16 protein-coding genes and 3 rRNA genes are annotated in these 22,301 nt (G+C 66.3%); 8 read left to right on the forward strand and 11 right to left on the reverse strand.

All coding sequences use genetic code 11. From position 1 onward, the window contains the following. Positions 1 to 690 precede the first annotated feature (690 nt). The 3 genes from rrf to QZL85_RS04940 form a co-directional block, all read right to left on the reverse strand. Positions 691 to 807: ribosomal RNA gene (gene rrf, locus QZL85_RS04930) — 5S ribosomal RNA — on the reverse strand. A 100-nt stretch (positions 808 to 907) separates the two neighbouring features. Then, positions 908 to 4,011 (reverse strand): 23S ribosomal RNA (locus QZL85_RS04935). A gap of 410 nt (positions 4,012 to 4,421) precedes the next feature. Then, a 16S ribosomal RNA gene (locus QZL85_RS04940) occupies positions 4,422 to 5,943 on the reverse strand. The 16S, 23S and 5S rRNA genes sit together here, the layout of an rRNA operon. A 728-nt stretch (positions 5,944 to 6,671) precedes the next feature. On the opposite strand from QZL85_RS04940, the gene QZL85_RS04945 reads away from it, so the two are divergent. Next, positions 6,672 to 7,958, forward strand: a complete 1,287-nt coding sequence (locus QZL85_RS04945) for a CoA transferase (RefSeq protein WP_295574391.1) — start codon at positions 6,672 to 6,674, stop codon at positions 7,956 to 7,958. 3 nt (positions 7,959 to 7,961) lie between these two features. Here QZL85_RS04945 and QZL85_RS04950 read toward each other — a convergent pair whose 3' ends face one another. From QZL85_RS04950 to argH, 5 genes are all read right to left on the reverse strand, one after another. Next, entirely contained in the window at positions 7,962 to 8,765 is an 804-nt protein-coding gene (locus tag QZL85_RS04950) for a DUF4184 family protein (RefSeq protein ID WP_295574393.1), read from the reverse strand. 8 nt (positions 8,766 to 8,773) lie between these two features. Continuing rightward, positions 8,774 to 10,081, reverse strand: a complete 1,308-nt coding sequence (tyrS, locus tag QZL85_RS04955; RefSeq protein ID WP_295574395.1) for a tyrosine--tRNA ligase — start codon at positions 10,079 to 10,081, stop codon at positions 8,774 to 8,776. A gap of 36 nt (positions 10,082 to 10,117) precedes the next feature. Continuing rightward, complete coding sequence (locus QZL85_RS04960; protein ID WP_295574397.1) at positions 10,118 to 10,813, reverse strand: hypothetical protein; 696 nt, start codon at positions 10,811 to 10,813, stop codon at positions 10,118 to 10,120. After that, complete coding sequence (locus tag QZL85_RS04965) at positions 10,810 to 11,457, reverse strand: SatD family protein (RefSeq protein WP_295574400.1); 648 nt, start codon at positions 11,455 to 11,457, stop codon at positions 10,810 to 10,812. The genes QZL85_RS04960 and QZL85_RS04965 overlap by 4 nt, the downstream gene beginning before the upstream one ends. 74 nt (positions 11,458 to 11,531) lie before the next feature. After that, positions 11,532 to 12,959, reverse strand: a complete 1,428-nt coding sequence (gene argH / locus QZL85_RS04970; RefSeq protein ID WP_295575630.1) for an argininosuccinate lyase — start codon at positions 12,957 to 12,959, stop codon at positions 11,532 to 11,534. A gap of 140 nt (positions 12,960 to 13,099) precedes the next feature. Here argH and QZL85_RS04975 point away from each other — a divergent pair, with 140 nt between their 5' ends. The 3 genes from QZL85_RS04975 to QZL85_RS04985 all read left to right on the forward strand — a co-directional run bounded on the left by QZL85_RS04975 (position 13,100) and on the right by QZL85_RS04985 (position 16,346). After that, positions 13,100 to 14,062, forward strand: a complete 963-nt coding sequence (locus QZL85_RS04975) for a TIGR03885 family FMN-dependent LLM class oxidoreductase (protein ID WP_295574402.1) — start codon at positions 13,100 to 13,102, stop codon at positions 14,060 to 14,062. Continuing rightward, positions 14,059 to 15,720 carry an alpha-amylase family protein gene (locus tag QZL85_RS04980; protein WP_295574405.1) on the forward strand — a complete coding sequence of 554 codons (1,662 nt, stop codon included), beginning with the start codon at positions 14,059 to 14,061 and terminating at the stop codon, positions 15,718 to 15,720. Before QZL85_RS04975 ends, QZL85_RS04980 begins: the two co-directional genes overlap by 4 nt. Positions 15,721 to 15,881: 161 nt before the next feature. Continuing rightward, complete coding sequence (locus QZL85_RS04985; RefSeq protein WP_295574409.1) at positions 15,882 to 16,346, forward strand: hypothetical protein; 465 nt, start codon at positions 15,882 to 15,884, stop codon at positions 16,344 to 16,346. Between the two features lie 9 nt (positions 16,347 to 16,355). Here QZL85_RS04985 and QZL85_RS04990 read toward each other — a convergent pair whose 3' ends face one another. Together QZL85_RS04990 and QZL85_RS04995 are read right to left on the reverse strand one after the other, a co-directional pair. Further along, positions 16,356 to 16,703: a hypothetical protein gene (locus QZL85_RS04990; protein WP_295574412.1), complete on the reverse strand. Its 348-nt coding sequence runs from the start codon at positions 16,701 to 16,703 to the stop codon at positions 16,356 to 16,358. Between the two features lie 52 nt (positions 16,704 to 16,755). Further along, complete coding sequence (locus QZL85_RS04995) at positions 16,756 to 17,304, reverse strand: MarR family winged helix-turn-helix transcriptional regulator (RefSeq protein ID WP_295574413.1); 549 nt, start codon at positions 17,302 to 17,304, stop codon at positions 16,756 to 16,758. 150 nt (positions 17,305 to 17,454) lie between these two features. On the opposite strand from QZL85_RS04995, the gene QZL85_RS05000 reads away from it, so the two are divergent. Next, positions 17,455 to 17,787, forward strand: a complete 333-nt coding sequence (locus QZL85_RS05000; RefSeq protein ID WP_295574416.1) for a peptide ABC transporter permease — start codon at positions 17,455 to 17,457, stop codon at positions 17,785 to 17,787. 9 nt (positions 17,788 to 17,796) lie between these two features. Here the strand turns inward: QZL85_RS05000 and QZL85_RS05005 are convergent, their stop codons facing one another. Further along, positions 17,797 to 18,831, reverse strand: a complete 1,035-nt coding sequence (locus QZL85_RS05005) for a LacI family DNA-binding transcriptional regulator (RefSeq protein WP_295574419.1) — start codon at positions 18,829 to 18,831, stop codon at positions 17,797 to 17,799. A gap of 120 nt (positions 18,832 to 18,951) precedes the next feature. Between QZL85_RS05005 and QZL85_RS05010 the strand changes: the two genes are divergently transcribed. From QZL85_RS05010 to QZL85_RS05020, 3 genes are all read left to right on the forward strand, one after another. Continuing rightward, entirely contained in the window at positions 18,952 to 19,875 is a 924-nt protein-coding gene (locus QZL85_RS05010; protein WP_295574420.1) for a carbohydrate ABC transporter permease, read from the forward strand. A 121-nt stretch (positions 19,876 to 19,996) separates the two neighbouring features. Next, on the forward strand, positions 19,997 to 20,806 hold the full coding sequence (locus QZL85_RS05015; protein WP_295575633.1) for a carbohydrate ABC transporter permease: 810 nt from the start codon (positions 19,997 to 19,999) through the stop codon (positions 20,804 to 20,806). Positions 20,807 to 20,878: 72 nt separating this feature from the next. Next, positions 20,879 to 22,228, forward strand: a complete 1,350-nt coding sequence (locus QZL85_RS05020) for a sugar ABC transporter substrate-binding protein (protein WP_295574421.1) — start codon at positions 20,879 to 20,881, stop codon at positions 22,226 to 22,228. The last annotated feature ends 73 nt before the right edge of the window (positions 22,229 to 22,301 follow it).

Consider the following 22,301-nt stretch of genomic DNA (forward strand, 5'->3'; position numbering starts at 1 on the left):
CGGGTACGACTTCCGCTCACCGTCGCGGGGCGGGTACGACTTCCGTTCGCCATCGCGGGGCGGGTACGAACGACGCTCACCGTCACGAGGCGGATACGACCTCCGCTCCCCATCGCGAGGCGGGTACGACTTCCGCTCGCCATCGCGGGGCGGGTACGACTTCCGCTCACCATCGCGGGGCGGGTACGAACGACGCTCGCCGTCACGCGGGGCGTACGACTTGCGCTCGCCATCGCGGGGCGGGTAGGCCTTCCGCTCGCCATCGCGCGGCGGGTACGACTTCCGCTCACCATCACGGGGCGGGTACGACTTCCGCTCACCATCGCGAGGCGGGTACGACTTCCGCTCACCATCGCGGGGCGGGTACGAACGACGCTCGCCGTCACGCGGGGCGTACGACTTCCGCTCACCGTCTCGGGGCGGGTACGACTTCCGCTCGTCGTCACGAGGGGCGTAGGGCTTCTTGTCACCGTCGCGCTTGACGTAAGGCTTCCGCTCGCCATCGCGGGGTGTGCTCGGCTTGCCGCCGTCGCGCTGCGGACGGTTCTGGCGCGAGCGCGCGTCGGAGGAGTACCGGGGCTTGCCACCGTCATTGCGGGGGCGTTCTTCATCTGTCATCGGTCTCGGATCCTCTCACGCGCGTTAACGAGAAATGGCCACCCAACGATGGGTGGCCATTTCACGAAAGAAGTCCGGCGGTGTCCTACTCTCCCACAGGGTCCCCCCTGCAGTACCATCGGCGCTGAGAGGCTTAGCTTCCGGGTTCGGAATGTAACCGGGCGTTTCCCTCTCGCTATGGCCGCCGAAACACTATTGATGTTTCAGTCTGCACAACAAAGTCATTGTCATGCGGTTCTCGACCGTACATCGAGAACCACTCAGTGGACGCAAGCACCAAAAACGGTGTGTTATCAAGTCATCGGCTTATTAGTACCAGTCAGCTGCACGTGTTGCCACGCTTCCACATCTGGCCTATCAACCCAGTAGTCTGGCTGGGAGCCTCTCGCCCGAAGGCATGGAAGTCTCATCTTGAGGCCGGCTTCCCGCTTAGATGCTTTCAGCGGTTATCCATCCCGAACGTAGCTAATCAGCGGTGCTCCTGGCGGAACAACTGACACACCAGAGGTTCGTCCAACCCGGTCCTCTCGTACTAGGGTCAGATCCTCTCAAACTTCCTGCGCGCGCAGCGGATAGGGACCGAACTGTCTCACGACGTTCTAAACCCAGCTCGCGTACCGCTTTAATGGGCGAACAGCCCAACCCTTGGGACCTACTCCAGCCCCAGGATGCGACGAGCCGACATCGAGGTGCCAAACCATGCCGTCGATATGGACTCTTGGGCAAGATCAGCCTGTTATCCCCGAGGTACCTTTTATCCGTTGAGCGACAGCGCTTCCACAAGCCACTGCCGGATCACTAGTCCCGACTTTCGTCCCTGCTCGACCTGTCAGTCTCACAGTCAAGCTCCCTTGTGCACTTACACTCGCCACCTGATTGCCAACCAGGTTGAGGGAACCTTTGGGCGCCTCCGTTACTTTTTGGGAGGCAACCGCCCCAGTTAAACTACCCATCAGGCACTGTCCCTGAACCGGATTACGGTTCTAAGTTAGATATCCAGAGTGACCAGAGTGGTATTTCAACAATGACTCCACATGAACTAGCGTCCCTGCTTCAAAGTCTCCCACCTATCCTACACAAGCCACACCGAACACCAATACCAAACTATAGTAAAGGTCACGGGGTCTTTCCGTCCTGCTGCGCGTAACGAGCATCTTTACTCGTAATGCAATTTCGCCGAGTTCGCGGTTGAGACAGTTGGGAAGTCGTTACGCCATTCGTGCAGGTCGGAACTTACCCGACAAGGAATTTCGCTACCTTAGGATGGTTATAGTTACCACCGCCGTTTACTGGGGCTTAAATTCTCAGCTTCGCCTTGCGGCTAACCGGTCCTCTTAACCTTCCAGCACCGGGCAGGCGTCAGTCCGTATACATCGTCTTGCGACTTGGCACGGACCTGTGTTTTTAGTAAACAGTCGCTACCCACTAGTCTCTGCGGCCTCCAAACGCTTTCGGAGCAAGTCCTTATACGTCGAAGGCCCCCCTTCTCCCGAAGTTACGGGGGCATTTTGCCGAGTTCCTTAACCACGATTCTCTCGATCTCCTTGGTATTCTCTACCTGACCACCTGAGTCGGTTTGGGGTACGGGCGGCTAGAACCTCGCGTCGATGCTTTTCTTGGCAGCATAGGATCACCCACTTTTTATCCGCATCGTGTCTCAGCCTTAATGAGAGACGGATTTGCCTATCTCTCGGCCTACGCACTTGCCCCGGGACAACCATCGCCCGGGTTGGGCTACCTTCCTGCGTCACACCTGTTAATACGCTAACCGCACCAGAATGGGGTCGTGCGCTAGGCCCAGAGCGTCACCCCGAAGGGATCGGTCACTGGGATTCAGACACTTAGCACTACTGGATTAGCTTGGGCGGTTCTTCGCCGGTACGGGAATATCAACCCGTTGTCCATCGACTACGCCTGTCGGCCTCGCCTTAGGTCCCGACTTACCCAGGGAAGATTAGCTTGACCCTGGAACCCTTGGTCTTTCGGAGGACGTGTTTCTCACACGTCTTTCGCTACTCATGCCTGCATTCTCACTCGTGTGGCCTCCACGGCTGGTTCACACCGCCGCTTCGCTGGCCACACGACGCTCTCCTACCCATCAACACGGCTGGACCACGAAGGCCTACCAATAATGTCAATGCCACAACTTCGGTGGCGTGCTTGAGCCCCGTTACATTGTCGGCGCGGAATCACTTGACCAGTGAGCTATTACGCACTCTTTCAAGGGTGGCTGCTTCTAAGCCAACCTCCTGGTTGTCAAGGCAACTCCACATCCTTTCCCACTTAGCACGCGCTTTGGGACCTTAGTTGGTGGTCTGGGTTGTTTCCCTCTCGACTATGAAGCTTATCCCCCACAGTCTCACTGCTGCGCTCTCACTTACCGGCATTCGGAGTTTGGCTGACGTCAGTAACCTTGTAGGGCCCATCGGCCATCCAGTAGCTCTACCTCCGGCAAGAAACACGCAACGCTGCACCTAAATGCATTTCGGAGAGAACCAGCTATCACGAAGTTTGATTGGCCTTTCACCCCTATCCACAGCTCATCCCCTCAGTTTTCAACCTAAGTGGGTTCGGTCCTCCACGACGTCTTACCGTCGCTTCAACCTGGCCATGGATAGATCACTTCGCTTCGGGTCTAGGACACGCGACTGAATCGCCCTATTCAGACTCGCTTTCGCTACGGCTACCCCTCACGGGTTAACCTCGCCACGTATCGCTAACTCGCAGGCTCATTCTTCAAAAGGCACGCTGTCACCCCTACTAGGGAGGCTCCAACGGTTTGTAAGCAAACGGTTTCAGGTACTATTTCACTCCCCTCCCGGGGTACTTTTCACCTTTCCCTCACGGTACTTGTCCGCTATCGGTCATCTGGGAGTATTTAGGCTTATCAGGTGGTCCTGACAGATTCACACGGGATTTCTCGGGCCCCGTGCTACTTGGGATACTCTTCGCGTCAAGAGAGGCATTTCGACTACGGGGTTGGCACCCTCTATGACCTGGCTTTCAATCCAGTTCGTCTATACCTTCTTGTAACGCCGGCTGCTCGGCAGAGCAGCCTGAAAAGTCCCACAACCCCGAATACGCAACTCCTGCCGGATATCACACGTACTCGGTTTAGCCTGTTCCGGTTTCGCTCGCCACTACTAACGGAATCGCGGTTGCTTTCTCTTCCTGTGGGTACTGAGATGTTTCACTTCCCCACGTTCCCTCTACCCGCCCTATATATTCAGGCGGGAGTCACTGGGTCGGCAAGCCGCCCAGCGGGGTTTCCCCATTCGGAGATCCTCGGATCAAAGTGTGCTTATCCACTCCCCGAGGCTTATCGCAGATTGCTACGTCCTTCTTCGGCTCCAGATGCCAAGGCATCCACCGTTTGCTCTTAAAGACTTGAAATCACATGAGTTTTATCAAGAATCGGTCCGGACCGAAGTCCGACTCGAAATTGACTAATGATCTTTAAGATCATCTATATGAACTGACTTGCGTCAGTTCAAAGATGCTCGCGTCCACTGTGTAGTTCTCAAAGTACGGGCGGTACCTCTCCCGTTGCCGTGATGGCAATCAGAAAAGGTCCTGAGGTTCGTCTGCTCCCGATCCGTAGATCGGAGCGCATCCGGTCCCTCAGGACCCAACAGCGTGCATGTGCCGGCTGACTCGCACCGAACCTTTCCAGCTGCAAGCAGCGTACTGAGTTCGGAGTTCGTCTTCCGGCACCTTGTCAAATGTTCCACCCATGAGCTCCCTGCAGAGACATTCGCTCTGATCAGGGGCCTGGACACCCGAGGGTGCCAGATGCTCCTTAGAAAGGAGGTGATCCAGCCGCACCTTCCGGTACGGCTACCTTGTTACGACTTAGTCCTAATTACCGATCCCACCTTCGACGGCTCCCTCCACAAGGGTTGGGCCACCGGCTTCAGGTGTTACCGACTTTCATGACTTGACGGGCGGTGTGTACAAGACCCGGGAACGTATTCACCGCAGCGTTGCTGATCTGCGATTACTAGCGACTCCGACTTCATGAGGTCGAGTTGCAGACCTCAATCCGAACTGGGACCGGCTTTTTGGGATTCGCTCCACCTTGCGGTATTGCAGCCCTTTGTACCGGCCATTGTAGCATGCGTGAAGCCCAAGACATAAGGGGCATGATGATTTGACGTCATCCCCACCTTCCTCCGAGTTGACCCCGGCAGTATCCCATGAGTTCCCACCATTACGTGCTGGCAACATAGAACGAGGGTTGCGCTCGTTGCGGGACTTAACCCAACATCTCACGACACGAGCTGACGACAACCATGCACCACCTGTTTACGAGTGTCCAAAGAGTTCTACATTTCTGCAGCGTTCTCGTATATGTCAAGCCTTGGTAAGGTTCTTCGCGTTGCATCGAATTAATCCGCATGCTCCGCCGCTTGTGCGGGTCCCCGTCAATTCCTTTGAGTTTTAGCCTTGCGGCCGTACTCCCCAGGCGGGGAACTTAATGCGTTAGCTGCGTCACGGAATCCGTGGAATGGACCCCACAACTAGTTCCCAACGTTTACGGGGTGGACTACCAGGGTATCTAAGCCTGTTTGCTCCCCACCCTTTCGCTCCTCAGCGTCAGTTACGGCCCAGAGATCTGCCTTCGCCATCGGTGTTCCTCCTGATATCTGCGCATTCCACCGCTACACCAGGAATTCCAATCTCCCCTACCGCACTCTAGTCTGCCCGTACCCACTGCAGGCCCGAGGTTGAGCCTCGGGTTTTCACAGCAGACGCGACAAACCGCCTACGAGCTCTTTACGCCCAATAATTCCGGATAACGCTTGCGCCCTACGTATTACCGCGGCTGCTGGCACGTAGTTAGCCGGCGCTTTTTCTGCAGGTACCGTCACTTTCGCTTCTTCCCTGCTAAAAGAGGTTTACAACCCGAAGGCCGTCGTCCCTCACGCGGCGTTGCTGCATCAGGCTTGCGCCCATTGTGCAATATTCCCCACTGCTGCCTCCCGTAGGAGTCTGGGCCGTGTCTCAGTCCCAGTGTGGCCGGTCACCCTCTCAGGCCGGCTACCCGTCGACGCCTTGGTGAGCCATTACCTCACCAACTAGCTGATAGGCCGCGAGCTCATCCCTGACCGAAGTTCTTTCCAGCTGCTGAAGATGCCTTCGCAGCTCGTATCCGGTATTAGACGCCGTTTCCAGCGCTTATCCCAGAGTCAGGGGCAGATTGCTCACGTGTTACTCACCCGTTCGCCACTGATCCGGAGAGCAAGCTCTCCTTCACCGTTCGACTTGCATGTGTTAAGCACGCCGCCAGCGTTCATCCTGAGCCAGGATCAAACTCTCCGTAAAAGAATTTTGCTGCGATCGGACCGGAATAGGTTCGACCGAGCGAGTTTGATCTGACCAAATGAATGTCATTGCTGACTATCCGTTGCCGACCCGAAGGTCGGACTTTGATCCAAAGGAATCTCTTCCAGCCGAAGCTGGAACGAGGTTATTTGGCATTTGACAAGTGCACGCTGTTGAGTTCTCAAGGATCGGATGCTCCTGCTGCTCAGCCTCTCGGCCTTGCCCGCAGGGCAACTTCTCTATCTTATACTTCGTGATCCGCTTGTCAAATCGGCGTTTCTCGACTCGAAGTCGAGAGCAGCTGTCAGTGACGACATCTCACGAAGCTAGATCAGGCGCCCTGCGTCTCGGCGTTTCAGCCGGCCCGCGGGGCAACTTCTCTATCTTATCCCTCTCGCTCAGCGTGTCAAATCGGCTGTCCGTGACTGTTTTCAGCGTCTCCGGCAGCACTCATCGACAAGCTTTCGAGGAGTGGGAACCTCCAGTTTAGACCCGGGGGTCTGGCGCACTCAAGAGTGGCTGTGAACTGGGGGGTGGCTCTCCGCTTGAGGGGGGTAAGGCTCTCGGCCTCTCCGCTTCCCTGTGGGGCGAACAAGTAATAAGTTACGTGGCTCCTGCGGGTTGGGCAAATCCTGCGCGCACCCCGGGCGTGTCGCGCTCGTTTCCCGCATGTTTCCGCGGTCGTGGGCGGCGGTGACAACCTCACCGCCGCCGGATAGCGTCGACGCATGGACGAGCGGCGACGAGGCGAGGCCGATCTCTCGGGCGCGGTCCCGCTGGCGGCACGCCTTGACGTCGGCGGGCTTGCGGCTGCCAGCGTGCTGGCCGCGACGCGCGCCGCCGCACGGTTGACCGGCGGCGAACCGCGGCTCGACCCCGTGCGCATCGCGACGGCGTACTCGAGCGAGCGTCATCTGCGGATCGACGGCGCGCAGCCGACGGCCTTCGCCGAGCTGTCGGGCTTCTTCCGAACGGCGGACGGGTGGGTGCGCACCCACGGGAACTACCCCCACCATGCCGCCGCACTCCGCCGGGCGCTCGGTCTCGCCGACGACGCGGACCGGGACGGCGTCGCACACGCACTGAAGCGAACGGACGCCGACCATGCGACCGAGCGGATCGTCTCGGCCGGCGGCATCTGCGCCGCAGTGCGCCCGGAGGACCCTGCCGCCGACGCACGCTCGCGATCGGCAGGCAACGTCGTGACGCGACGGCTGGGCGACGCACCGGCGCGGCCTCTGCCGCATCCCCGTCCGGAGGCGCCGCTCGCCGGGGTGCGGGTACTCGATCTCACCCGCGTGATCGCCGGTCCGGTCTGCACGCGCACGCTCGCTCTGCTGGGCGCCGAGGTGCTGCGCCTCGATCCGCCGCATCTGCCCGAGATCGCCGCGCAGCACCTCGACACCGGACACGGCAAGCGCTCGGCGCTTCTGGACGTCGCCTCCCCCGCCGGCGACGCTCGGCTCTTCGAGCTCCTGGCCTCGGCCGATGTCGTCGTACTCGGTTACCGTCCCGCCGGCCTCGACCGATTGGGACTCTCCCCCGCGGCGCTCGCCGACCGCGCGCCCGGCGTGGTCGTCGCCCGCCTCTCCGCGTGGGGCGTCCCGGAGTCCCGCGGCTTCGACAGCATCGTGCAGGCGGCGTGCGGGATCGCGATGATCGAATCCGCCGACGGCACGACGCCCGGCGCGCTGCCGGCCCAGGCCCTCGACCACTCCGCCGGGTACCTCCTGGCCGCCGCGATCATCGGGCTTCTCGGGCGTCGCGCCTCGGCCGGCGGCTCGTGGCTCGCGGAGACGAGTCTGCGTCGCATCGCGGCCGAACTTCTGGGGCGGCCGCGCGCGATCGGCGACGTGTCGCCGATCGCCCTCGACACAAGCGGACACACGCAGCGGTTCCGCGTCGCGGGGGTCGACGTCGTCACCGCCGCCCCGGCGGTGACCTACGCCGGCGGGCCCGAGCAGTTCGCCGCGCCGCGCCCCTGGGGCGAGGACGAACCCGCGTGGCGGGGCTGAGCCTCAGCGTCGCCGGAGCACCTGGACCATCACGCACAGCACGATCGTGATGACGCCCCACACGGCACACGCGGGCGGCAGGACGAGGTAGCCGAGATGCTGCGGCGTGAACGCCTCGGTGAACGGTCCCCGGGCGGCGAGCCCCGTGAACCAGGCGATCGCGAGGATCACGGGAAGCGACAGCCCCCACGCCCACCGCACCCCGTCCGGCAACGAGCGGTCGACGGCCCCATCGCCGCCACGCCGCGCCACCCAGATCAGACCCCAGATCGCGAGCACCGTCACGCCGAAGATGCTGGAACCGTGCTGCAGCCATTTGTAGCCGGACAGCGGGCCCCACTCCGCGGCCAGAGCGGGGACCAGCTCCACGCCCCAGCGTCCTTCATGCGTGAACGCGTCCCAGACGACGTGGCTCAGCGCCCCGATGAGCAGCGACACGACGAGCAGGATGGGGAACCGCACGGCGTCACCCCAGATCGGACGCGCCGCGCGCTCCCGCGGGGCGCTCACCGTGCGGATGACCGAGAGGCCGCCGGCATCCCACTCCCGCGGAAGCCGTGCGGCGAGAACGCGCGGGATCAACTCACGCACCGCAGGTCGCAGCACGAGGTACCAGCCGGCGAGCAGGACGAACGCGAGGACCACGGTGACGACGAGGTTCGTGTGGGTCACCTGGTAGGTCAGCGGCGTGCCGCGCAGGAACAGCGGAAGGTCGGGCGCCATCGCGCCGACGGCGACGGCCGCCGGAAGCAGCGGCGTCCGGACGAACGGCAGCGCGATGACCGCGTGCGCCGGCGTGAACGGCATCCGCCGGCTCAGGCCTGGCTGACGAGAACGCCCGCGAGCGTCTTCTTGCCGCGGCGCAGCACCGACACCCCACCGGGCAGCGCTCCGGTGACCGCGGCCGTCTCGTCGTCGACCTTCACGCCGTCCAGCGACACGCCGCCCTGCGCGACGGCGCGCCGGCCCTCGCTCAGACTGGCGACGAGACCCGTGTCGACGAGCGCCTGGACGACGGGCGTTCCAGCGGGGACCTCGGCGTGCGGCAGCTCGTCGACCGCGGTGCGCAGTGTCTCCGCATCCAATGTGGTGAGGTCACCCTGGCCGAAGAGGGCCTCGGATGCCGCGATGACCTTGGCCGTCGCGTCGAGCCCGTGCACCGTCGCCGTGACCTCCAGCGCGAGCCGCTTCTGCGCGGCGCGGCGGAACGGCTCCTCTGCCACGAGCCGCTCGAACTCGCCGATCTCCGCGCTCGTCAGGAACGTGAAGACCTTGAGCCGCGAGATGACGTCGGCGTCGTCGGTGTTGAGCCAGAACTGGTACATCCGGTACGGGCTGCACATAGCCGGGTCGAGCCAGATCGCATTGCCCTCGCTCTTGCCGAACTTGGTGCCGTCGCTGTTCGTGATCAGCGGTGTCCCGATCGCGTGGACGTGCGCGCCCTCGACGCGGTGGATGAGATCCACCCCGCTCGTGAGGTTCCCCCACTGATCGCTGCCACCGGTCTGCAGCAGGCAGTCGTACGAGCGGAACAGCTCGAGGTAGTCCAGTCCCTGCAGGATCTGGTAGCTGAACTCCGTGTAGCTGATGCCCGCGTCCGAGTTCAGTCGGGCAGCGACGGCATCCTTCTTCAACATGGTGCCCACGCGGTAGTGCTTGCCGATCTCGCGCAGGAAGTCGATGGCCGACAGCGGCGCCGTCCAATCGAGGTTGTTGACCATGCGGGCCGCGTTGTCGCCCTCGAAGCTCAGGAAGCGCTCGACCTGTGAGCGGAGGTAGCCGACCCACTCCGCGACCGTGTCCTTCGTGTTGAGCGTGCGCTCGGCGGAAGGACGCGGATCACCGATGAGACCCGTGGATCCGCCGACGAGTCCGAGCGGCTTGTGTCCGGCCAGCTGCAGACGCCGGAGCAGCAGCAGCTGGACGAGGTTCCCGAGGTGCAGGCTCGGGGCCGTCGGGTCGAAGCCGCAGTAGTACGTGACCGGGGCGCCGCCGAGCAGGGCGCGCAGCGCCTCCTGGTCGGTGGACACGTGGACCAGGCCACGCCAGACCACCTCGTCCCAGACGTTCTCGAACGCGGGATCGTTGGCGACGACGGCCGTCGTCAGGGCTTCGAATGACACGCGCTTCAGGCTATCAGCGGCGGTCGGCCGCAGCGGTCAGACGCCGCCCCACCACACCAGGAACGCCGCGACCAGGGCCGTGACCCAGCTCACGAGGCTCCCCACGAGGAAGTACTCGGCGCGTGTGCCGCCGTCGCCGTCGCGGGAGATCTCCGGGAAGCGCACGATGCCCTTGGCCGCGAGCACCGCCGCGAGGAGCGTGAAGGCGCCTGTGAGGGTCAGGGCGAAGACGAGCGCTCGCTCGAGCGGGCCGATCAGCCGGCCGCCCTTGAGCACCGGGCGATCCTCCTCCGCGGGCACGTCGCCGCCGCGGAGCGCGGCGCGCACGATCACGTTGCCGGACTCGAGCAGGAACACGACCGCGCCCAGGACGAGCACGGCGACATCGAGGCTCACCGCGCCGAGCGGCGAACGCTCCGGCCACAGGGCGCCGAGCGGACCCTGCGCGCTGCGCGCACCCGTCTGCGCGACCGCCGCCAGGCACACGGCTGCCACCAGCACGACCGGCCAGAGACCGGCCCTGCCCCCGCGCCGCTCGGGCGTCGCCAGCACCCACACGGCCGCGACGGCGAAGCCGACGAAGCTCCACACAGCGGCATCCGCGCCCGCGGAGCCGAGCAGCACGAGGAGGGCGGCGACGGCGAAGCAGACGATCCGCCACCCGCGCGACGCGTACAGGCGGATGAGGTCGGCCGCTCCGACGCACAGGAGGACGATGCCGGCGCCGATCATCGGCTCACCCCCTCGTCCAGGGCACGGAATCCTGCCACGACGGGCGCGGCACCGGAACCCGCGAGCGCCTGCGAGACCGCGGACTGGGTGATGCCTTCGGTCCGGGCGAGGTCGCGCTGCGTCACGCCCAGGCAGCGCCCGTAGGTGAGACGGCGCGCGCGAGCGCTCATCGCGCCGACGATCTCGTCGCGAGCGAGCAGGTACGCGTTGGCGTAAAGGATCTGCGCGGCCATGTCGGCATCCTCCCCCGGGCTTCCGACGATGCGCGTGCGCGCGCTCGGCACGGCGCGGTCTTCCATCCGGTGCACCTGTTCGATCGCGTCGCGCGCCGCCCACCACCCCGGCCCGTCCGAGATCGCTCCCTGGGCGGAGTCGACGGCGCCGACCTCTCCCACGCCGACGCCGAACCGGCACTGGATGCCGTCGGGAAGCGCGAGCTGGAGCAGGAGCAGCGACCGCAGCGCCTCCGGCAGCGTGCGGTAGACCCCCTGGAACTCGTCTCCGACGGTCGCGGTGAGCGCACGGTCGGCGGCAGGATGCTCCGCGTCGACGCGCGCGATCGCGTCCTCGATCGCGCGTTGCGCGGCATCCCGGTTCGGCAGCTCGCGCGAGCCGACGATGTCGGCGATCACGGCGATGGTCATGCGATAAGCGTATCGCTTATGTGGATGGAATATCAGCCCAAGGCTTATATCGCGTGGATATCAGTCGACGCAGCTCAGAGCCCCAGGGCGTGGACGGCCGCCTGCGCGCGCGCCGCGAGCTCGGCGCGCTGTTCCGCGACGCGGACCGGGGCGGTCCCGCCGACACCCGTGCGGCTCGAGACGGACCCGTCGACGGTGAGCACGTCGCGCACGGCCGGCGTCAGATGCGCGGACACCCGCTCGAGGAGCTCGTCGTCGGCATCCTCCAGTCCGATCCCCCGCTCCTCGCACGCCCGCACGAGGGCACCCGAGATCTCGTGCGCGTCGCGGAACGGCACCCCGCGCTTGACGAGCCACTCGGCCACATCCGTGGCGAGCGAGAACCCCGCGGGCGCGAGAGTCGCCATCCGCTCCGTGTCGAAGCGCAGCGTGGCGACCATGCCGGCGAAGGCCGGCAGCACGACCTCGAGGGTCGTGACGGAGTCGAACACCGGCTCCTTGTCCTCCTGCAGGTCGCGGTTGTACGCGAGCGGGAGACCCTTCAACGTCGCGAGCAGCCCGGACAGATTCCCGATCAGCCGCCCCGCCTTGCCGCGGGCGAGCTCCGCGATGTCGGGATTCTTCTTCTGAGGCATGATGCTCGAGCCCGTCGAGTAGCCGTCATCGAGGGAGACGAAGCCGAACTCGCGCGTGTTCCAGAGGATGACGTCCTCGGCGAAGCGGGACAGGTCGACGCCGATCATCGCGGCGATGAAGGCGAACTCCGCCACGACGTCGCGCGCGGCCGTGCCGTCGAGGGAGTTCTCGGCGGGGCGGGCGAGCCCCAGCTCGGATGCGACGAGCTGCGGGTCGAGGCCGAGGGTCGCGCCCGCGAGCGCTCCCCCGCCGTAGGGCGAGACGCTCGCGCGCGCCGCCCAGTCGCGGAGCCGCTCGAGGTCGCGCACGAGCGGCCACGCGTGGGCCTGCAGGTGGTGGGCGAGGAGGATCGGCTGGGCGTGCTGCAGGTGGGTGCGGCCCGGCATGACGGCGGTCGGGTGCGCCTCGGCCTGCGCGACCACGGCGTCGATGAGGCGCAGGATGTCGCGGGCGATCACCCGCGCGTGGTCGAGCAGGTACATGCGGACGAGCGTCGCGATCTGGTCGTTGCGGCTGCGTCCCGCCCGCAGCTTCCCGCCGAGCTCCGGCCCGATCTCCGCGATGAGGGCGGCCTCCAGCGCGCCGTGCACGTCTTCGTCGCCGGGCTGTGCGACGAGGCTGCCGTCCTGGATCGCACGGGCCAGGGCATCGAGCCCCGCGTGCATGCGCTCTTCCTCATCGGCCGTCAGGTAGCCCGCGGCGGCGAGCGCCTTCGCGTGGGCGTGGGAGCCGGCGAGGTCGTAGAGCGCGAGGACCCAGTCGAAGTGGGTCGACCTGCTGAGCGCGACCAGCTCGGGCGACGGCCCGGACGCGAATCGTCCGCCCCACAGCGCGCCGGCGTTGGTTCCCTCGGCCTTGCTCTCCATCACCCGGCCAGCCTACCGGGGCGCCGCAGCGCGCTCGGGTCCGCCGTCAGGGCGCGGCGCCGCCTCCCGCCCCATAAGCCGCGCCGGCTCGTGGCGCAAGAGCCTTGAGCAGGTTCCCTGCACCCAGAAGACTCGCGGCCATGGTGCTCATCGGATACCACGCCTCCCACGAACAGCTTCCGCCCGGACGACTCCTCGCGGCGGTGATCCGCGCCGAAGAGGCCGGGTTCGACGCCGCGATGTGCTCCGACCACCTCGCGCCCTGGGGCGTGCGCCAGGGCGAGTCCGGCTATGCCTGGAGCTGGCTCGGAGCGGCCCTGGCATCCACCTCCTTCAGTTTCGGCGTCGTGACGGCGCCCGGCCAGCGGTACCACCCGGTGATCACCGCCCAGGCGATCGCGACGCTCGAGGAGATGTTCCCGGGCCGCTTCTGGGCCGCGCTCGGCAGCGGCGAGGCCGTGAACGAGCACGTGACCGGCGATGCGTGGCCGCCCAAACCGCGCCGCAACGAGCGCCTGATCCAATCGGTCGACGTGATCCGCTCGCTTCTGGCCGGCGACGAGGTGACACGCAGCGGCGAGATCGAGGTGCATCGCGCCCGCGTCTGGAGCCTCCCCGCCACCCCGCCGCCACTCCTCGGCGCTGCGGTCACCGCGGAGACCGCGGCCTGGGCAGCCGGGTGGGCCGACGGTCTGGCGACGGTCGCGCAGCCGCGGGACGTGCTCGAGGGTGTCCTCGCCGCCTACCGGGATGCCGGCGGCCGGGGACCGCGGGCACTCCAGGTGCACATCGCACTCGAAGACTCCGAGGAGGCGGCGCTCGCGGTCGCACGCGATCAGTGGCGGCACAGCGTCATCCACGAGTCGCTGTGGGACATCGAGCAGCCCGAAGACTTCGATGCGCTGGCCGGCGACCCCACCGACGACGCGCTGCGTGCGGGAGCCATCCTCGGCAGCGACGCCGCGCGGGTGGCCGAACGCATCGCGGAACTCGTCCGGCTGGGCTTCGACCGCGTGTACCTCCACGGCATCGGGCCCGACCAATCCAGGTTCCTGGAGCGCGCGGAACGCGAGCTGCTCCCCGCGGTGAGGAGGGCGCTGTGAAGATCACCGACACGAGCGATCTGTGGTGGAAGTCAGCAGTGGTCTACTGCCTCGACGTCGAGACGTACATGGACGGCGACGACGACGGGGTGGGCGACTTCGCGGGCCTCGCGCGGCGCATCGACTATCTGGCCGATCTGGGCGTCACGTGCCTCTGGCTCATGCCCTTCTACCCGACGCCCGACCGCGACGACGGCTACGACATCAGCGACTTCTACGGGATCGACCCGCGCCTCGGGAACCACGGCGACTTCGTCGAGGTGATCCGCACCGCCCGCGATCGCGGGATGCGCGTCATCATCGACCTCGTCGTGAACCACACCTCCGACAAGCACCCCTGGTTCGTCTCGGCGCGTCGCAGTCGCACCTCCCCGTACCGCGACTTCTACGTGTGGCGCGACGCGCCGCCCGCCAAGGAGGAGCCGACCGTGTTCCCGGGCGAGGAGGCGAGCGTCTGGGAGTACGACGAGCGCACCGGGCAGTACTTCCAGCACGTTTTCTATCGGCACCAGCCCGACCTGAACGTCGCGAATCCGCGCGTCCGCGACGAGATCGCGAAGACCATCGGATTCTGGCTGGCGCTCGGCGTCTCCGGTTTCCGTCTGGACGCCGTGCCGTTCTTCATCGAACCGCCTGACGGCGTCGACGTCGGCGACCCGCACGAGCTCCTCCGCGACCTCAAACGTTTCCTCCAGCGCCGCGTCGGCGATGCCGCGCTGCTGGGCGAGGTGAATGTGCCGTACAGGCAGCAGGTGCAGTTCTTCGGAGGCGCGCGCGGCGGGGAGCTGGACCTGCAGTTCGACTTCATCGGCATGCAGGCCCTCTACCTCTCCCTGGCCCGTCACGATCCCGCGCCCCTCGTCAAGGCGCTGCGCTCCCGGCCGGAGGTGCCGCCGGAGGCGGGCTGGGCGAACTTCGTCCGCAACCACGACGAGCTGACCCTGGACAAGCTGACGGATGCCGAACGCGCCGAGGTGTTCGACGTGTTCGCGCCGGACGAGGCGCAGCGCGTGTACGGCCGCGGGATCACCCGTCGCCTGCCGACCATGCTCGGCGGCGACCCGCGCCGCATCCGGATGGTCTACAGCCTGCTGTTCTCGCTGCCCGGCACGCCGGTCCTGTTCTACGGGGAGGAGATCGGGATGGGCGAGAACCCCGACGTTCCGGGGCGCGCCTCCGTGCGCACCCCCATGCAGTGGTCGGACGGCAAGAACGGGGGGTTCTCGCAGGCGGCACGTGGTCGCCTCGTCGCGCCGATCCCCACCGACGGCTACGCCCCCGACCACGTCAACGCGCGGCAGCAGCGCGCCGACGACGGATCGCTGCTGAGGTTCGTGCAGCAGCTGATCAACCGCTACCGCACATCGCCCGAGATCGGATGGGGCACTCCGCGCGTCCTCGACCATGACGCGTCCGGGGTGCTGGCGCACGAGCTGAGCTCGGACGTCGGCCGCATGGTGGCGCTGCACAACTTCACCGACGTGCCGGTGCGCGTCGCGCTCGACCTCGGTCCCGTCCCGGAAGGCACCGTCCTCTTCGACCTGCACGGCACCGAGCGCCTGACGCTCGACCCACGAGGCCGGTTGGAGATCGAGCTCGCGGCCTTCGGGTTCCGGTGGCTTCGCGTGTCATCACCCGGCGACACCCGCATCAGCTGACCCGCAGCACCGAGGCAGGTGCGCCCCCGGTCACCCCGTGAGACCATTCCGACATGAGCAGCGATACACCGGCGGCTCGAGCTGAGGAGAGCACGGGGGCTCCCGCCCGAAGGGGCGGATCCTGGGCGTTCCTGCGGGCGCCCCGCTGGTGGGCGGAGCGCGTGGTGGTGCCCTTGGCGATCGTGCTCGTCGGCGTCCTGGTGGCCGCGGGGCAGCTCGGTGCCGTGCTCGACCGCGGGCCGGAGCGGCTGATCCAGGTCGACGGCGCGGAGTTCGTGTCGGACCGTTCGTGCATCGAACTGACCGGCAGCGCCGAGCAGTCCCTGGACTACCCGCTCTGGATCTGGGTGCGCGACAAGTGGGGCACTCACCGCGCCACGGAGGTCGCCGATTGGACCAGTGCGACGACCTGGCGCACGCGGACCACCCTGACGCCCCGTGTGCTCCCGGTCGACACGAACTACACGATCACCCTGCTCTACCTGCCGCGCGAGCAGGCCGAACTGCTGCGGTCGATACGAGGGGGCGACGGTGCGGTCGGGGTCCTGCGGCTCCCGCCGGGCGCCCGCGGGCCCGCCTCGGTCTCGTTCACCCGCACGGCCGGTGACGGCGGCCCACCCTGCTAGGGCAGAGGGTCAGTCCTCGCCGCCGCCGGCCATGTACGCCTCGGACCTCGTCTGGAGGAAGCGGCACAGCTCCGATACGACGGCGAGCTCCTGCGACAACCGCAGCGCGCCGTCGGCATCGAGCACCACCGCGGTATCGCGCGCCTCGAACGTGATCATCCAGTTCGTGGAGCCCGGGGGCTCCGGCTGGATGTAGGTGATGGTCTGCGCACTCATCAGCGTGATGCCGACGAGCCCCGTGTCGGCACCCTCGCTGCCGTCCTGCGGCATGACTTTCAGCGTCTCCGCCATCGCGTGCCCGAGCGTGTAGAACTCCTCGAGCCAGATCTCCAGCGTTTCCTTCGTACGGTATGGCATGCGCCCCGCCTCCTTCACCCAGCGACAAGGTCTCTATAAGACGTGATCATTTTCACGTATCGGCGGGCCGTCGTGCATTCTTCCGCCGCGACACACCGGGCGCGTGGGCATCGACTTCGTCGACGGCCGCCCGCATCCGCTCGAGGAAGCCGATGATCACCTTCGCGTCGTCCGCCGTGACGGCCGCCGTCGCATCGTGCATGCGGGCGTGCATCTGCCCGAGAGTCGCACGGATCTCGTCCTCGGTCTGCGATGTCGTGGTGATGATGACCTTCCGCCGGTCGGTGGGATGCGGCTGCCGTCGCACATGATCGCTGCGCTCCAGGCGGTCCACGAGCGCCGTGATGGATGCCGTGCTGAGACCGAGGTAGCGCGCCAGGTCGATCGGCGTCACCTGCTCGCCGCGTCCCGACGCGCGCGTGATGAAACGCAGGACGAGAAGCTCGTTCTCGCCCATCGCCATGGACTGCTGCGTGCGCCGCCGCATGGCGGTCTCCGCCGCCCGGTACATCCGCAGCGCCTCGAGGACGCCGACGCGCAGAGCCCGCGTCTCATCCTCGGGGTACCAGTACGCGCGGGATGACGGAGGATTCTCGGTCATGCGCGGCCTCATTTCCCGTCGGCCCGTACCGGCGACGTGCGACGACTATATCCGACTTGCAAGTAACTCACTAAGCAAGTAACTTACCAATTGAGATACCAATCCATGTGAGAAACCCGGACACGTCCGCACCGCCCGAGAGAGGCCCCCATGAGCACTGCACTGCTGGACTCGCTGCCGATCGTCACCTGGGCACCCGTCGACGACGGGCTCGTCGTGGGCAGTCGGCGCGGGGAGTTCGTGGGCTTCGTCGAGTCCACGGCGGACGGCAGCTATGTCGCCTTCGACTCCCGCGCACAGCCGATCGGACGCTACGGGTCCCTCGCATCCGCGAAGGCGTCGACCGGGACGGTCAGCCCCGACCCGGCCACCGCCCGTCGGCGCCGGCACGTGGAGCGTGCCCTCTTCGCCGGGGCCACCGTGTCGGGCGCGGTCGCGGGCATCATGGTGCTGGCCGCGGGCGTGCTCGCGCCGGGATGGTGACGCCGAGGCTCACGCCGGAGCGGGTCCGCTGCTGTCGCGCACGATGAGCTCCGTCGGGATGAGGGTGGTCTCGGCCGTCTGATCCGGATCGGCGATCTGCTCGAGCAGGCGTTCCATCGCCACGCGTCCCACCTCGCGGAAGTTCTGTCGCACCGAGGTCAACGGGGGCCAGAAGGCGCGCGCCTCGTCCATGTCGTCGAAGCCGACCACGCTGACGTCTCCCGGGATGTCGCGGCCCAGCTCGTGAAGCGCACGCATCGCGCCGAGCGCCATCTGATCGTTGGCGGCGAAGATCGCCGTGACCTCGGGACGCTTCCCCAGTTCCAGGCCGATCCGATAGCCGGAGTCCGTCGACCAGTCGCCGTGCTGCAGCTCGGGCGGCCGGATGCCCGCACGCTCGAGCGTCGCGCGCCAGGAATCGGCGCGATGCCCCGCGGAGAACGATGACCGCGGGCCGGCGATGTGCCACACCTGCCGGTGACCGAGGTCCAGCAGGTGCTGGGTGGCCAGCCGCGCCCCGAGCGCCTGGTCGGTGTCGACGACCGTGAACCCCGAGCCCGCGTTCGAGTCGATCACGACGACGGGAAGACCCGGAGGGAGCGTGATCTCCACCCGGTCCAGCAGCGACGCCTCGAAGATGATGATGATCCCGTCCACCGCCTGCTCGCTGAGGCGCCGGTACGCACCGGTGACGGCGCCCATGGTCGGGTCGGGCACCGGCATGAGCGTGACGCTGTAGTCGGCGGCCGCGGCCTCGGTCGCGATGGCGTCCAGCGTGCGGACATTGCCCAGCGTCTCGAGCGTAAACATGATGACGCCCACGGTGTGGAACCGCCCGTACTTGAGCGCCCGGGCCGCGCCGTTGGGCCGGTAGCCGACGGCGCGCATGGATGCCAGGACCCGCTCCCGGGTGGACGTGTCGACGTTGCTCAGGCCGTTCGCGACCCGCGAGACGGTCTGGGACGACACGCCGGCATGGCGGGCCACATCGGCCATGGACGCCGCCTTGGGCCGCGCGTGGGGCGTGCCGTCCGTCTGCGTCATGTCGTCCTTGCCTCGTTGCGAACCCGATGTCATCACTATTGCATGGTTGCGTAAACATGTTAGGCTCGCCCCCGAAATGTTCGCGTAAACATTCTTCAAGTCAACGAACGGACTCTGATGATGACGACGGCGTCAGCACCCCCCGCGCTACGGGAGCTCCCTCCACGTCCGAACCGCACGCGGCGGGACTGGCGGGGCTGGGCCTTCGTCGGCCCGTTCATGATCGTCTTCCTCGCCGTCCTCGTGGCCCCCGTCGTCTATGCGGTGATCCTGACCCTCTTCCGCCAGCAGCTCGTCGGGGGCACCGCGTTCGTGGGACTGGAGAACTACATCGCCCTCTTCCAGGACGCGAAGTTCTGGGAGTCGCTGCTGCGCGTGACGCTGTTCCTCCTCATCCAGGTGCCGATCATGCTGGCCCTGTCTCTGGTCGCAGCGCTCGCGATCGACAGCGCGCGACTGCACGGCACCGGCTTCTTCCGCATCGCGATCTTCCTGCCCTACGCCGTGCCCGGGGTCGTCGCCGCGCTCATCTGGGGCTTCATCTACGGGAACCAGTTCGGCCTGTCGGGGTCGATCAACGACCTCATCGGGTTCGAGATGCTCCGACCGTTCAGCGCCGACTGGATCCTGGCATCCATCGGCAACATCGTGACGTGGGAGTTCATGGGCTACAACATGCTCATCTTCTACGCCGCGCTGAAGGTCATCCCGACAGACCTGTACGAGGCGGCGGAGATCGACGGAGCCGGACAGTTCCGCATCATCTCGGACATCAAGATCCCGTCGCTGCGCGGCTCGATCGTGATCGCGACGATCTTCTCGATCATCGGCAGCTTCCAGCTGTTCAACGAGCCGAACCTGCTGAAGAGCCTCGCCCCCAACGTGATCTCGAGCTACTTCACGCCGAACATGTACGCGTACAACCTCTCCTTCGCGGGCCAGCAGTTCAACTACTCCGCGACCGTGGCGATCGTGATGGGTGTCATCACGGCCACGATCGCCTACATCGTGCAATTGCGCGGCTCCCGACAGGAGGTGCGCTGAGATGAGCACCGAGACCATCGCACCCGTGACCACCACCCGCACGCGCTCGGCGGCGAAGCGCCCGAACTACGTGCGGCGCAGCCCCTCCCGGCAGCGCAAGTCCATCGTCCTGACGATCGTGATGGCCGTCTTCGTCATCTACTCGATCGTGCCGCTGGCCTGGCTGCTCATCAACGCCACGAAGGACCAGAGCGACCTGTTCTCGACGTTCGGACTCTGGTTCGGGTCGGACTTCAACCTCTGGCAGAACATCGTCGACACCGTGACCTATCGCGACGGCATCTTCGTGCAGTGGTTCGGCAACACCCTGCTCTACGTCGTCGTCGGCGCCGGCGGCGCCACGCTGCTGGCCACCGTGGCCGGGTACGGCATGGCGAAGTACAACTTCCCCGGCCGGCGCGCCGTCTTCGCGGTCGTCCTCGGCGCCATCGCGATCCCGGGCACGGCCCTCGCCGTGCCGACGTTCCTGATGTTCAGCCAGCTCGGACTGACCAACACGCCGTGGGCCGTCATCCTGCCGTCGCTGATCAGCCCGTTCGGCCTCTACCTGATCTGGACGTACGCGGTCGACGCCGTCCCGACCGAGCTGCTCGAGGCGGCGCGCATGGACGGCTCGGGAGAGTTCCGCACCTTCTTCACGATCTCGCTGCGGCTGCTCGCCCCGGGCATCGTGACGGTGCTGCTGTTCGCGGTGGTCGCCACCTGGAACAACTACTTCCTGCCCCTCATCATGCTCAGCGAACCCACGTGGTACCCCCTCACGGTCGGCCTCAGCCAGTGGAGCGCGCAGGCGAGCGGCGTCGCCGCCCAGCCGATCTACAACCTGGTGATCACCGGCTCGCTCCTCACGATCATCCCCATCGTCGTCGCCTTCCTCTTCCTGCAGCGCTTCTGGCAGTCCGGCCTGAGCGCGGGAAGCGTCAAGCAGTGACGGTCCCCCACGATCCCTTCCCGGGCGTCCTGCCCACTCCATTTACAACGAAGTGAATCCCGAAAGGAAACAATGATGTCGACCATCACCCGCTCACGGCGACGCACGATCGCCGTGGCCACAGCATCCGTCGTCGCGCTCGGTCTCACCCTCGCCGGCTGCAGCTCGAGCGGCGCTCCCGCCGATGAGCCCGGCGCCAGCGCCGACGAGCTCGAGGCGGCTCTCGAAGCCGGCGGCGAGATCACCTACTGGAGCTGGACCCCGTCGGCCGAGGCGCAGGTCGCCGCGTTCGAGGACGCGTACCCCAACGTCGACGTGAAGCTCGTCAACGCGGGCACCAACACCGAGGAGTACACCAAGCTGCAGAACGCGATCACGGCCGGCTCGGGCGCGCCCGACGTCGCACAGGTCGAGTACTACGCCATTCCGCAGTTCGCGCTGTCCGACTCCCTCGTCGACCTCGCGCCGTACGGCTTCGCCGATCTGGAGGACCAGTACACGCCCGGCCCGTGGGGCGCCGTCACGGTCGGGGATGCCGTCTACGGCCTGCCGCAGGACTCCGGCCCCATGGCCATGTTCTACAACGCGACCGTGTTCGAGAAGTACGGCATCGAGGTCCCGACGACCTACGACGAGTACGTCGCCGCCGCCGAGAAGCTGCACACCGCCGACCCGAAGGCGTACATCACCTCCGACACCGGCGACGCCGGCTTCACGACGAGCATGATCTGGCAGGCCGGCGGCCACCCGTTCACCGCCGACGGCACGAACGTCTCGATCGACCTGCAGGACGAGGGGTCGAAGAAGTGGGCGGAGAGCTGGAACCGCCTCGTCGACGGCGGCCTGCTCGCCACCACCCCCGGGTGGAGCGACGAGTGGTACCGCGCGCTCGGCGACGGCTCGATCGCGACGCTGCTGACCGGCGCCTGGATGCCCGGCGTGCTGGAGTCGTCGGTGCCCGACGCCGCCGGCGACTGGCGCGTCGCGCCCATGCCGACCTACGACGGCACGCCCGTGACCGCCGAGAACGGCGGCGGCGGCCAGGTCGTCCTGAAGCAGAGCAAGAACCCGGCGCTCGCGGCGGCGTTCCTCAAGTGGCTCAACGCCGACCCGGCATCCATCGAGGTCTTCCTCGCCTCCGGCGGCTTCCCCGCCACGACCGCCGACCTCGAGTCCGACGAGTTCCTCGCCAAGGCTCCCGAGTACTTCGGCGGGCAGAAGATCAACGAGGTGCTCGTCGACGCGGCGAAGAACGTGCCCAGCGGCTGGCAGTACCTCCCCTACCAGGTGTACGCCAACAGCATCTTCGGCGACACCGTCGGGCAGTCCTACCTCAACTCGGGCGACCTCAACGAGGGTCTGACGACGTGGCAGGACCAGCTCATCGAGTACGGCGACCAGCAGGGCTTCACGGTCGAGTAGGCCCGCCCGCACGGGGATGCGGCGGCCTCCGGGTCGCCGCATCCCCCACTCCCCCTGTCTTCATCTATCCCCG

It is taken from the genome of uncultured Microbacterium sp. (genome assembly GCF_900078385.1).
In the GTDB taxonomy this organism is placed as follows: Bacteria; Actinomycetota; Actinomycetes; order Actinomycetales; family Microbacteriaceae; genus Microbacterium.